At 52.1% G+C, this 12,125-nt stretch carries 11 protein-coding genes and 3 pseudogenes; 2 read left to right on the plus strand and 12 right to left on the minus strand.

Annotated elements, in window-relative coordinates; all coding sequences use genetic code 11:
- Nucleotides 1-210 precede the first annotated feature (210 nt).
- Nucleotides 211-1,240, plus strand: a protein-coding gene (locus AC566Q_RS04060) for an IS630 family transposase (protein ID WP_499613984.1) whose coding sequence is annotated in 2 segments (ribosomal slippage) — nt 211-665 and nt 664-1,240 — 1,032 coding nt in all. Because the reading frame shifts where the segments join, the coding sequence is not laid out codon by codon here.
- Between the two features lie 16 nt (nt 1,241-1,256).
- Here AC566Q_RS04060 and AC566Q_RS04065 read toward each other — a convergent pair.
- Together AC566Q_RS04065 and AC566Q_RS04070 are read right to left on the minus strand one after the other, a co-directional pair.
- Nucleotides 1,257-1,496 (minus strand): annotated as a pseudogene (locus AC566Q_RS04065) (IS982 family transposase); the annotation flags it as partial.
- A 206-nt stretch (nt 1,497-1,702) separates the two neighbouring features.
- Nucleotides 1,703-2,029: pseudogene (locus tag AC566Q_RS04070) on the minus strand (IS110 family transposase); the annotation flags it as partial.
- Nucleotides 2,030-2,128: 99 nt separating this feature from the next.
- Between AC566Q_RS04070 and AC566Q_RS04075 the strand changes: the two are divergent.
- Nucleotides 2,129-2,514: pseudogene (locus AC566Q_RS04075) on the plus strand (transposase); the annotation flags it as partial.
- 16 nt (nt 2,515-2,530) lie between these two features.
- Here the strand turns inward: AC566Q_RS04075 and dmpG are convergent.
- From dmpG to AC566Q_RS04125, 10 genes are all read right to left on the minus strand, one after another.
- Complete coding sequence (dmpG, locus tag AC566Q_RS04080) at nt 2,531-3,568, minus strand: 4-hydroxy-2-oxovalerate aldolase (protein WP_499613986.1); 1,038 nt, start codon at nt 3,566-3,568, stop codon at nt 2,531-2,533.
- Between the two features lie 13 nt (nt 3,569-3,581).
- Nucleotides 3,582-4,517, minus strand: a complete 936-nt coding sequence (locus tag AC566Q_RS04085) for an acetaldehyde dehydrogenase (acetylating) (protein ID WP_499613989.1) — start codon at nt 4,515-4,517, stop codon at nt 3,582-3,584.
- A gap of 21 nt (nt 4,518-4,538) precedes the next feature.
- Nucleotides 4,539-5,321, minus strand: a complete 783-nt coding sequence (gene dmpE, locus AC566Q_RS04090; RefSeq protein ID WP_499613992.1) for a 2-oxopent-4-enoate hydratase — start codon at nt 5,319-5,321, stop codon at nt 4,539-4,541.
- A 130-nt stretch (nt 5,322-5,451) separates the two neighbouring features.
- On the minus strand, nt 5,452-6,279 hold the full coding sequence (locus tag AC566Q_RS04095) for an alpha/beta fold hydrolase (protein ID WP_499613995.1): 828 nt from the start codon (nt 6,277-6,279) through the stop codon (nt 5,452-5,454).
- Nucleotides 6,280-6,389: 110 nt separating this feature from the next.
- Nucleotides 6,390-7,325 (minus strand): biphenyl-2,3-diol 1,2-dioxygenase, encoded by a 936-nt coding sequence (gene bphC / locus AC566Q_RS04100; RefSeq protein ID WP_499613998.1) that lies wholly within the window; start codon nt 7,323-7,325, stop codon nt 6,390-6,392.
- Nucleotides 7,326-7,344: 19 nt separating this feature from the next.
- Nucleotides 7,345-8,175: a cis-2,3-dihydrobiphenyl-2,3-diol dehydrogenase gene (gene bphB, locus AC566Q_RS04105; RefSeq protein WP_499614001.1), complete on the minus strand. Its 831-nt coding sequence runs from the start codon at nt 8,173-8,175 to the stop codon at nt 7,345-7,347.
- A 59-nt stretch (nt 8,176-8,234) separates the two neighbouring features.
- Nucleotides 8,235-9,461, minus strand: a complete 1,227-nt coding sequence (locus AC566Q_RS04110; RefSeq protein WP_499614004.1) for an NAD(P)/FAD-dependent oxidoreductase — start codon at nt 9,459-9,461, stop codon at nt 8,235-8,237.
- A complete protein-coding gene (locus AC566Q_RS04115) occupies nt 9,458-9,787 on the minus strand; it encodes a bifunctional 3-phenylpropionate/cinnamic acid dioxygenase ferredoxin subunit (protein WP_491558414.1) in 330 nt (109 codons plus the stop codon). The genes AC566Q_RS04110 and AC566Q_RS04115 overlap by 4 nt, the downstream gene beginning before the upstream one ends.
- 130 nt (nt 9,788-9,917) lie before the next feature.
- Nucleotides 9,918-10,478 carry a 3-phenylpropionate/cinnamic acid dioxygenase subunit beta gene (locus tag AC566Q_RS04120; RefSeq protein WP_499614007.1) on the minus strand — a complete coding sequence of 187 codons (561 nt, stop codon included), beginning with the start codon at nt 10,476-10,478 and terminating at the stop codon, nt 9,918-9,920.
- A 214-nt stretch (nt 10,479-10,692) separates the two neighbouring features.
- Complete coding sequence (locus AC566Q_RS04125; protein ID WP_499614010.1) at nt 10,693-12,063, minus strand: aromatic ring-hydroxylating dioxygenase subunit alpha; 1,371 nt, start codon at nt 12,061-12,063, stop codon at nt 10,693-10,695.
- Nucleotides 12,064-12,125 lie beyond the last annotated feature (62 nt).

Genomic DNA, 12,125 nt, shown 5'->3' on the forward strand with positions numbered 1-12,125 from the left:
TCGCGCGAATTACCCCGGGAGGTCTGATATTCTGCTATAGAGCTACTGACATCGCGAGGTGTCGGGATGGAATATCAGAAGTCAGCAGACGCCGTAGTAGTGCTATGAAACCGATAGCACGAAGGGCTGAACCTGTCACGAGCGGCAAGTCATACCAATTGCCTTAAAAGTTTGATCTAATGGCAGTATTCATATTCGAGTGATTTTCATATGCATACCGCCGACGACTTTAAACAATTAGCAAAGCAGACATCCAACGGCCAATTACGGACCCGCTATTTAGCTTTGTATCATTTCAAGAAAGGAGAAACACGTACTCAGATAGCCGCTTACCTTGGGGTTGCCAGAGGCAGTGTTAATACATGGGTATCCAACTATCTGGCTCACGGACTTGAAGGCCTGCAATCCAAACCTAGTCCGGGTAGACCCTGCCAGCTCTCCGTCTCTCAGCGAGAACAGGTCGCACATTTTATTGAAGAAAACGCGGTTAAAAAGGAGGGAGGTCGTTTGATTGCACAGGATGTACGACAATACATTAGCGACACCTTCCAAATCGACTATCAGTTGCGAAACGTATACCGCATCATGGATACGCTCGGTTTCAGTTGGATAACCAGCCGCTCTAAACACCCTAAACAATCACAGCAAACCCAAGATACTTTTAAAAAACTTCCAGTTGGAAACGATCCTTCACACTCCAGGTCATCTCCCTCTGGATCGCGTTGACGTCTGGTTCCAAGACGAAGCACGATTCGGTCAGCAAAATCAGACGTCCAGAATATGGGCTGCGAAGGGCAGCAGACCAAGAGTGGTAAAGCAACAGCAATTCGATTATGGCTATATCTTTGGTGCGGTGTGTCCGAGCAATGGCAGTACCCAGGCGCTTATCAGCCCTCTTGTCAATAAAGAGGTGATGAAGCAGCATCTGAAATTGATCAGCGAAGCGACAGAGCCTGGGCGTCATGCCGTTGTTGTGATGGATGGCGCTGGCTGGCATACATTCGACACGGCCAGCCCATTTACCAACGTCAGTCTCGTAAAACTCCCAGCCTATTCTCCGGAGCTGAACCCGATGGAACAGGTATGGCAATGGCTACGGCAGCGTTGCTTATCAAACCGGGTATTTCGAGGTTACGAAGAAATAGTAGAACAGGTCTCTCGTGCCTGGAATACATTCATTGCGGATGTTGAGCGAGTCAAAAATCTCTGTTGGAGAGAGTGGACAAATTTGGTCAATTAATTAATGCAATTGGTATTAATAACTCTGGAAAATAGGGTTTGAGCTGGCGACAAACATAGTGGAGATAGTAATTCTTGAAATCTCGGTAATGCGACTGGTGGAAATGGATAATGATGGTCATCACCTCGGCGGGAGATAAGCGGCAGGCTCTGCGACGCTTGATATCTCCATTCTCTAACAACATACATTGCCAGTGCTTGATAAATAACTGACAGAAATCATCGACATCGCAGTAGGTTTCAACTAACTTATTCACGCTCGTTCCTTCTTTTTGGTCCAATTACTCTTGGTCGAATGATCGGATCAGGGAACGAGCGTTTAGTTCCTTCGATTTCTTAATTTCTTATCCGAAGCTCAGGTTAATTAAGTTTTTAAGCTGAGAATAAAAATTAAGGTGCCTCTGGAGGGCTTGTCAGCGATGGGCTACAGCGATAAGTGTCACATTAGGCGGGAATGTCCCCAGAACCCCATGTTCGGACGACTCATTGCTTCGCAGATCGCTTCCGCGTCTACCCGATCGTTCTTATTGCTCTTGACGTAGGGTTTGACAAATTGGGCGGCAATCAACCGAACATGATACCCCCGCTTCTGGAGTTCCCAAGCCCAGTGGTGTGATGACGCGCAAGCCTCCATGCCGATCTCGGCACCGGCGGGTACTTTGCGGCTGAGGGCATCAAGCCACTTGCTGCGAGAACACTTGCCTTGCCACCGAGTTTGGCCGTGACGGTCTACGCCGTGCACGTAAAACACTGACTTGGCAATATCAACTCCGACGCGGATAGTATTCATTTGGGCTTTTCCTCATCTTTATGATGGTTGACTAATCACTCACCATTTTGGCACGTAGATGCCGGTTAGGTGAGGAGGAGTCCATCCCATTGCTTACGTTTTACCCTGACCGGGATCCGTCGCATGCCCGACATGCCGTTGTGCCTGGCAGTCAGGTGAGCAGCGACGGACTCGGGAGCTTCCGGGCCTTCGATGCGTCTACCTACCCTCATGTGCGCCATATCACCGGCGGTGGGCGTGCCAGCGTGGCGAACCCGGAGTTCAACTCGGTCAACACGCTGCTCGGTAACCTCAAGAACCCGATCACCGGTACCTATCATGCTATATGCGGGCAGCACGCCCCGCGCTACCTGGCCGCCGAGCTCGAGTATCGCTTCAATCGGCGCTATGACCTCAAGGCCATGATCCCGCGCTTTCTCACGGCCGCCGCCCGAACGCCGCCGATGCCGTACCGGTTCCTGAGGATGGCTGAGTTTTATGCGTAATCAGGTAATGTCTTGCTCATGCATTCCGCTTCTTTTGGGCGGCCAGCAGATCCAGCGCCACATCCACGATCATGTCTTCCTGGCCACCCACCATGCGGCGTTTGCCCAGTTCCACCAGAATATCCACGGTCTTCAGCCCATACTTCTGCGCCGCCACTTCGGAATGGCGCAGGAAGCTGGAATAGACACCGGCGTAGCCCAGGGCCAGGGTTTCCCGGTCGACACGCACCGGACGGTCCTGCAGCGGGCGCACGATGTCGTCAGCGGCATCCATCAGGGCGTACAGGTCGGTGCCGTGATCCCAGCCCTGTTTATCGAAGGCGGCAATGCACACTTCCAGCGGCGCGTTACCGGCGCCGGCACCCATACCAGCCAGGCTGGCGTCAACACGGTCACAGCCTTCTTCCACCGCCACCATCGAGTTGGCCACACCCAGCGCCAGGTTATGGTGGGCGTGGATGCCGGTTTCGGTTTCCGGCTTGAGCACATCTTTCAGGGCCCGGAAGCGGTCGCGGATGTCGTTCATGTTCATGGCACCGCCGGAGTCAACGACATAGAGGCAGGTGGCGCCGTAGTCTTCCATCAGCTTGGCCTGTTCCGCCAACCCTTGTGGGGTCTGCATGTGGCTCATCATCAGGAAGCCCACGGTGTCCATGCCCAGCTTTCTGGCATGCTCGATGTGCTGCCTGGAGACATCCGCCTCGGTGCAGTGGGTGGCCACTCGTACGATGCGTGCGCCAGCGCTGTAGGCATTGTCCAGGTCGTGGACGGTGCCGATGCCGGGCAGCAGCAGGGTGGCGATTTTGGCGTGTTCGGTGACTTCGGCGACCGCTTCGATCCACTCCAGGTCGGTGTGGGCGCCGAAGCCGTAGTTGAAGCTGGAGCCCTGCAGGCCATCGCCGTGGGCCACTTCAATACTGTCGACCTTGGCCTTGTCCAGGGCCCGTGCAATGTCCTGCACGTTCTTGATGGAGTACTGGTGGCGGATGGCGTGGCTGCCGTCGCGCAGTGTCACGTCGGAGATGTAGAGTTTCTTGCCGGGATTAAAGGTCATGATTTGTTCCTCCTCAGTTGACCAGCGATTCAGCGATGCGCTCGGCGGTACCGAGTGCCGCGGAGGTCATGATGTCCAGATTGCCGGCGTAGGCCGGCAGGTAATGGGCGGCGCCTTCCACTTCCAGGAAGATGGAGGTCTTCAGGCCGCTGAAGCGGCCCAGGCCCGGGACGTTCATGGGCTGATCTTCGGGGATGTCGTCGAACTGCACCTTCTGTTTCAGGCGGTAGCCCGGCACGTAGGACGACACGGCCTGGACCATCTCCTCGACTGAGGCTTCCACTTCCACCTTGTCAGCGGCGTCGGAGAGCACGTAGACAGTGTCGCGCATCAGCAGGGGCGGCTCGGCCGGGTTCAGGATGATGATGGCCTTGCCCTTCTGGGCACCGCCGACCATCTCGATGGCCTTGGAGGTGGTTTCGGTAAACTCATCGATGTTGGCGCGGGTACCGGGGCCGGCGGATTTACTGGAGATCGACGCCACGATTTCGGCGTAATGCACCTTGGCGACCCGGGAGACCGCCGCTACCATCGGGATGGTGGCCTGGCCACCGCAAGTGACCATGTTGACGTTGCCTTCCTGAAGGTTCTGTTCCAGGTTCACCACCGGCACGCAGTAAGGACCGATGGCCGCCGGGGTCAGGTCGATGATCTTGATGTTTTCCTTGTGGCCCCGCAGGAACACTTCGTTGTGGCGGTGGGCGCCGGCGGAGGTGGCATCAAACACGATATCGATGTCGGCAAACTCCGGCATTTTCACCAGGCCATCCACACCTTCGTGGGTAGTGGCGACGCCCATGCGGTTGGCGCGGGCCAGGCCGTCGGATTCCGGGTCGATACCGACCATGGCACCCATTTCAATATGTTTACCGTTGCGCAGGATTTTGATCATCAGATCGGTGCCGATGTTGCCCGAGCCGATGATGGCTGCTTTGATTTTCTTACTCATGACTCTTTCCTGTTGCTTATATCAATCGAACCGCACGGAGCAGCTTCCAATACCCGCCAGCGTCATCCGCAAATTGTCACCCGCATTGACCGGCACCATGGCGGACAAAGCGCCGGACAAAATGACTTCACCGGCCTTTAGCGACATTCCAAGCTGGCCAAGGGTGTTGGCCAACCAGGCAACCGCAATCGCCGGGGACCCCATGGAGGCTGCACCTGCCCCCGTACCCACGATCCGGCCGTTTTTTTCCAGCACCATACCGGTTGTGAACAGGTCCAGATTACGGGGGTCCACCAGGCGATCCCCGAGTACAAACACGCCACAAGACGCGTTATCCGCGACCGTGTCCTGAATCCGGATATTCCAGTCGCGAATTCGTGAATCGACAATCTCAAAACACGCCATCACACCTTCGGTGGCTCTGTGCACATCAGCGACGGTGACACCGGGGCCGTTCAGATCCCGCTTCAGGACAAAGGCAATTTCACCTTCCGCTTTCGGTTGGATCAGGGATTTCATGGCAATCGACTCGCCCTGGTTGATCACCATGCGGTCCGTCAGCTGGCCAAAATCGGGTTGGTTCACACCCAGCATGTCCATGACAGCCTGACTGGTAACGCCTATTTTTTTTCCAATAACTCGCTCACCTAGCGCTAACCTCTTAGCAAGAAATAGTTTCTGTATTTGGTATGCATCTTGGACGGTTAGCTCTGGATATCGATCCGTAATACTCTGTATCGGCGTAGAGCTCTGGTACGCAGAAAAAAGTTCCTTTGCAATCCTGTCACTGGTACTAGTACACATATTTATTCCTCACCTGAAAAAATTTGATTTCAAATCGGCGCCTTCAATAACTGCATCAATACAAATCCGAATTATTATTAACGCTTGCATTAAAGGCACCCGATTCTATCTACCCACAAAATTCAGCATACTACTCGTTGATCTCATTAAAGAAGTCAACTACGAGACGGTTGAATCGATCTGTATGTTCAATTTGTGTCCAATGCCCACAGCGACCGAAAACATGCAACTGCGCACGATCTATGACTTCAGCCAAGTGCAAGCTGCTGGATATCGGGACAACCCTATCCTCTCTTCCATGAATAATCAATGTCTCATTGGAAAGACTTTTAAGCTCTTCGTCAGAGCTGGCTAACGAGTCTAGCCACTGCTGGCGTGGGGCAGGGAACATACTTGCGAATGACTCCTGAACCCCAGGGCGAATACTTGCTTTATATCGCACCTCTGCTAATTCATCGCTCACCAGGGAACGGTCATAAGCGAAGAGATCGAGAAGCTTACGCATATTCTCTATAGACGGTTGGTAACCCCAGACTGCATCCAGGCCCTCTGTGAGCTTGAACTTAGTGCCAGCTGCGCCCATCAGGACCAAACGACCCACTCGCTCCGGATACCTCAGAGCGGTAGCAATCGCGAGCCCCCCCCCAAAAGAATTACCTACGATGTGAGCCTTTTGAATATTCAAAGCGTCCATAACACCGATGATGTGCTGGACCCAATTATCCAGGGAAAACTCATAGCCCTCAGGTTGTTCGGTATAGCCGAATCCAACCATATCCGGCGCAATAACACGATAGAACTGGCTTAGATATGGAATATTAGAGCGCCAATTAGCGTAGGCAGTCACACCCGGTCCAGAGCCGTGAACCAGTATTACCGGGTATCCTTCTCCAACGTCGTGGTAATTGGTTTGGATACCTGCCGCTACAACGCTCTTACCGATTTCAGGGTTCGTCATCTCTCATTCCTCATTTTTCGAAATATTGGGTCACTAGGTTTCAGAAGGCGCACATAGATTCTTACAACCATTATTATTTTATCTCTACCAATTCCCGTTAGTAGAAGCTGTTATTTTCTTCGTACCGATTTATGCCCCCACATGGCAGTTCGGTTGTGTCTTGTCACCACCCAGGAACAATCATCGACGTCACGAGCACCCCAGCCAAATTCAAGTTCAAACCCGGATGGTGTTTCAGCATAAAATGAGACCATGTGGTCGTTAACGTGACGTCCGATCGTCGCAGTGATCATGCTAGATGTATTGTTGTCACTTTCCTCAGCCCGAAGGTTAGAGTCGGTTAATTTGTCTGACGACCCATCGAGCCGGTCGTAGGCATAACCTACATCATCAAGCGTCAAGGCTTGCAGCAAGAAATGGTGAACCCTCTTAGGTAACGGAGCCTCGGCGATAGCCAGGGTGTGGTGGCGACCATTGCAATGAAGGAAATAACCTCGCACAGTAATATCCGGGCCCATCGCGATGTCGATTACGTCGGATAACTGAAAGCCTAACAGTTCCGTGTAAAACGACAGGCCTTTCTCAATATCTGGAACCGCATAAAAATAATGTCCCGCTCCTTGCTCTCCGGTAACGAACCCGCTGACACCAGCGCTAGAGATAAAAGGCTGCTCAAATAACTCTGTGGCCCCATAGTAAAGCTCCAGGGACATCCCAAATGGATCATTGAATGAGATCAAATCCATCACGCCACGTTTTTCTGCCAGTTCAGTGTCGCCCGTCTTGACCTCAACCCCGGCTTCACGTAGACGTTCCGTCATCAGCCTCAACGCCTTGGGATTGGCCACTTCATAGCCTGCAAATTCGAGGTCGTCAGAGTCACCTTTTTCTATCGCTATTCGCCACTCCCTTGAATCCATACGATATAAGGCTTTCTCATCAGAGCCATTAACCTCCATCAATCCGATTTTCTTGGTGAGATAGGAGCGCCACGCTTGCACATCGCTTACAGAGAACCCCATGTAGCCCAGACTTTTGATACCCATTTATATCTCCTTATTCGATTTATTCGATATTGAGCTTGTCAAGGAGGTCATTACCTCCAGCCACAGAAAAGAGCCCACGGACACCCATCCCACCGTCATAGTTTAACAGTGCACCAGTAGCGGGTGCGGAATCCCCTCTTGTGGCGAAAAACACATAAGCCCCTGTGTACTCATCAACATCGGGCATACGACCGATTGGTAGTATGCTTTTCAACATTTCCCCCAACGGGATTTCAGATATGGACTTATCGCTCATACCCAATGAACCTGGTCCTGAGAGGCTTGTATTCATTCCGCCAACACCGATACCATTAACACGTACATACGGAGCCAGTTCGTATGCAAGCTCACGCACCAAACCAACGACTGCATGTTTTGTTGCCGTATAGAGAGGTCCACCGCCGTTGGGATAAAAGCCGGCATTTGAAATCGTGCATATAATGCTTCCACGGCTGGCAACGAGAGCCGGCAAGCAAGCCTTTGCAGCGAGAATATAGCCCTTTACATTAATCTGAAATAATTCATCAAACGCCTTGTCGATATTATCTTCCGGTAAATCGACAAGAGACATGTTGTAATCCCATATACCCGCATTGGGTATTAACACATCGATTTTTCCAAACGTGTCAACACATTGGGTGGCCGCTCTTTTCAGATCCTCCAAAGAACACACATCACCGGCAATCGATACCACTGCTTTACCGTGCTCTTGCTCCAGCTGGCGAACTCGATCCGGAGATTTATCGAAAACTGCGACCTTGGCACCTTCCTTAACGAATCTATCTACCAGGGCACGACCCAACCCTGACGCACCCCCGGTAATAAAGACTACTTCATCTTGTAATTTCATAAATAAGCTTCCTAATTGTAAATAGTGTGGACCTTCAAAATTAATCTCGCTCGGCGTCGCTATGCCTTAGCCTTCAAAAAGTCCCTCAGACTGAATTGAGGATCAGCCAACTCTGGCGTGGAAACAGGAACACCTCGCGTCACCAGACGGCTTGCAATCGAAAAATCTCGCGGATCATCAATGGCTATGGCCGCTTCCATGCGGTTATCCAGGACCCTGAACAACAGACGGGATCTACTCTGTTCGTTATTGCGCACAACAATTTCGCCTGGGCCGTTAATATCACCTGCCATCTGGAGTCTGTGCCCTGCAATTTCAGTCCAGGAGGATGGGACCTGAGGGGAAGGCTGTGGCTTACCCAGCATGGCACGAGCAGCGATTTCAGCCTCTACCTGACTGTTCTGGTAGGTTTCAAGTGAGCGCTGCCCACCCGATCTCAGTGGCCATGCAGCTACATCCCCTGCCGCGAACACTCTGGGGTCTGAGCTTTTCCCAGTGGCATCGACGAGTACACCACCACCCGGTTGGCACTCAATACCGGCTGCGCGAGCGAGATCATCGGCCGGCTCGGCCCCGATGCTTACCAGGACGGTCTCAGCTTCAATTCGTCGACCATCAGTGCACACAACCGCACGCACGCGTTCGTCGCCTTCGAAACGCAAGGCATGCGCACTTCTTTCAACCTGAACGCCAATACGTTCCAATTCGTTACGACACCACTTGCCGGTATCACGGCCCAGAACACGTAACAGTAGTTCGTCCCCAGACTCCAGAATGGTGACGCTGGCACCAAGACCACTAGCGGTGGTTGCCACTTCACATCCGATCAGGCCGCCACCAATGATTACCAGGGACTTGGCCGTTGCCAGTGAATCCTTCAGCCTGTTGGCATCTTCGTATGTTCGCAGTGTATGGATGCCCGGCAGATTGCTGCCCTCAGCCTGGATGCGCCTTGCGCGTGACCCCGTTGCCAAGAGTACATAGTCGTAGGGAATGTGACCGTCGGACTGCAAGCGAACCTGCCGGTTTGCGATATCAATTCCAGTCACACGCTCCGCCAGATGGAGCGTTATGTTAGCTGACTTACTCCAGTCAGGCCCCAGGATCGCCGCCGGCTCGTTCACTTTTCCCGCCAGGAGCTCCTTGGACAGACACGGTCGATCATAGGCAATACAAGGTTCTTCTCCTATTAGGTGAATCGTCCCCTGATACCCTTCAGTGCGCAGACAGCGAGCCGCAGTTACCCCGGCAAGCCCGGCGCCAATAATAACAATTGATTTACTCATGGCGCATAATACCCGGCGTCAAAATCAACGAGGACATCATCGCCCTCGATTTTTAATGGAAACATTTTGAGCGGATCACATGGAGGTGCCGCTTTTACCTTGCCCGTGCGTACACAGAACTTACCCATATGCAGAGAGCATTCGACGATGTCACCTTCGAGGTAGCCCCCTTCAGATAAGGACCAATCTCCATGAGTACATCTATCCTGTGTCGCGAACAGCTCACCATCGACGTTGAAAATCGCGATAGCTCCCTCGCTACCTTCAACCTTCAGGGCCTCACCAACGGGAATATCAGATACGTTACATACTACGGAAAATTTCATTATTTTGTTGTCTCCTAACACTTGATTTGGTTCGCGACTCAACTTTCAAACAGCAATTGATAAGGTTCACTAATAAAGCTTTCTCCATATATGAGACCTTTATAAGTGAACGACAGGAGCTTTGTACCAATCAGAAAAACTGGCTGAGATTATTAGCAGTAATCGTGCTCTGATCGAGTATTATGGTTCGCTGGGCAATCTTGAACCCGAGTCCATTGGTCACACGGTGCAAAATATCTCTGCGCTCACCAACATATATGTCCGTCATACGCTCCAGTCGGTTTCTGTAACAAAGGAACGCGGAACTAACCTCCAACGCGGCAGAATCCTCTGTTTGACGGACGATCACGTTACTGACAATGTGTCGGCTGCGGGAAGGCGGATCCTCGGTCCAGTTTAGGCCTGACAGTCTCCCACGAATTCTCGCCCGTAAACTCTCATAGTCTTCGTCAAAGTGGGCGTTACCTCCCGGGGGAATGTACTCCAGGGCCTTATCCCGGGCGATATGGCTGGTTCGAATCGGCATCCAGTACCGAACGTCTTCGGTCATCAAAGCCAGCCAGTCCTCGTATTTCTGATAATCAAGCAACTGGGCCTCGCGGTAATAGAATTGTTCCACGGCGTGTTGAAGCTCATGATCAATGGGCTTCAGTGGCCATTCGATTGGTTTAGTAAGATCACTAGATGTCATTTTTTATTCCTTCTATCTACATTAGGCGCTGGCATAAGATTGATCGTTTAAACAAAGCCAACTCCAGACCTAGGACCAATGCCTTTGGAATTCGGCCAGATTAATAGCCACCAAGACTGAGTTGATTTTGTTTCGCCGGCTCAGCCAACTTTCGCGTTCCCCAGCCGCAGTAGACACAGGGAATGCGATTACTTTCTTCGATGCTCTCAATCGCTCATGGCCGCAGCGTTTCCCAGCTTGGCTCGGACATCATGCGAGCCCAGTGATGGTACATTCCGCGCGCGGCTTCCTCGCTATAGACGTAGCTGGTCTTTCCAGGAAATTCTGGATTGTTTTTATTCGGGACACCGACACCCATCTGAGCACAGAGGGATCGACTTCTCGCCTTATGACCCAGCAACCCTCGTTGAATCTCTACCCAGTTTTCGCCGTCGTCCTGCTCATAGGTTCCACCCTGGTTGAAGGTGAAAATGTTCTTCCTGCGATACTCTTCCTTAATTTCCTCCGGTGCATCGGCATCCACTACAATGAAGGACCATACCTCGACCTCATGGGGCCCGCGCGGATGCCAAGTACGGACTGTATTGATTCCTGGGAGAAACGAACACGTCGGGAAAATTGTCATGTGCTGTGCGACCATTCGGTTAGCGGGAAGTTTTTGCCCCAAACGGCTCTGAGCGCGCTCAGCTGCAGGCCCTTTGGTCCAGTAATCAACCACCTTAGGCCCCATAATGGCTTGAAGGAGCGAGAAGTCATCATTGTACCAACCGGTTCCGTGCCCGCCCCACTTGGCTCGGAACTGATTACCGGTTGACGGCAGTTTCACCTGAGACAGATCCACGTCGGGCGGAAGGCTGGACAGCACGCCCGCCAGATGCGACATCGTGCCTGCGTGGTACATATCACTACAGAACTGCTCGGCGGCAAATTTCCAGTTACATGGGATTACCGTTTTCTGCATGCCACTAATAACCTCGGTACCCGCCTCGGTCCGATCGAGCATTACATCCATATAGGGGGTTGCGTCGCTCAAATAGGTGAGCAGATCCGGGGCCTTTTCATCCCAGTTGGCGAAAATCAAACCTTTATAGGTATCCACACGCGCTTGCAGCGGACCCCAATCGGCCTTGTCGAACCCGCAGTCACCCTCTTTCTTGTCACAAAAGGCTTCTTTCTCGAAGGGGACGTTGACTAGATTTCCGGCGGTATCGTAGGCCCAGCCGTGATATGTACAGGTGAATGATTTTGCGTTTCCGAAATCCGAACGCTCAATTCGCATACCACGATGCCGACACTGGTTCAGGAAGACCTTGATGCTCCCATCTTTCTGCCGAACGACGATGACAGGATCTTCAGCCATATAGGTTGTGATATAGTCGCCCGCCTTGGGAATATGTCCCTCGTGCCCAAGAAGCAGCCAGGAACGAGCAAAGACTCTCTCAAGCTCAATTTCATACAGGTCCTGATCTGAATAAATACGGGGATCAATCAGCCCTATCTCCTGATCCACGAGCTTTTTGATTTCTTCATCAGACCATTTTTTCACCCATTTTATAGGCGTTTCGGTTACTTCACTCTTGTTCATTATTGAGCTCCTATGCTTTGTATTCTTTCAAGATGCTCCAACGAAAGCATCTACCAGGCTTC

It is taken from the genome of Alteromonas sp. H02 (genome assembly GCF_059682525.1).

Coding starts and splice junctions, on each gene's coding strand:
- AC566Q_RS04085 (WP_499613989.1), bottom strand. CDS start 4,517: ATGAGTAAGAAAATCAAAGCAGCCATCATCGGCTCGGGCAACATCGGC.
- AC566Q_RS04115 (WP_491558414.1), bottom strand. CDS start 9,787: ATGAAATTTTCCGTAGTATGTAACGTATCTGATATTCCCGTTGGTGAG.
- AC566Q_RS04120 (WP_499614007.1), bottom strand. CDS start 10,478: ATGACATCTAGTGATCTTACTAAACCAATCGAATGGCCACTGAAGCCC.
- bphB (WP_499614001.1), bottom strand. CDS start 8,175: ATGAAATTACAAGATGAAGTAGTCTTTATTACCGGGGGTGCGTCAGGG.
- bphC (WP_499613998.1), bottom strand. CDS start 7,325: ATGGGTATCAAAAGTCTGGGCTACATGGGGTTCTCTGTAAGCGATGTG.
- AC566Q_RS04110 (WP_499614004.1), bottom strand. CDS start 9,461: ATGAGTAAATCAATTGTTATTATTGGCGCCGGGCTTGCCGGGGTAACT.
- dmpE (WP_499613992.1), bottom strand. CDS start 5,321: ATGTGTACTAGTACCAGTGACAGGATTGCAAAGGAACTTTTTTCTGCG.
- AC566Q_RS04095 (WP_499613995.1), bottom strand. CDS start 6,279: ATGACGAACCCTGAAATCGGTAAGAGCGTTGTAGCGGCAGGTATCCAA.
- dmpG (WP_499613986.1), bottom strand. CDS start 3,568: ATGACCTTTAATCCCGGCAAGAAACTCTACATCTCCGACGTGACACTG.
- AC566Q_RS04125 (WP_499614010.1), bottom strand. CDS start 12,063: ATGAACAAGAGTGAAGTAACCGAAACGCCTATAAAATGGGTGAAAAAA.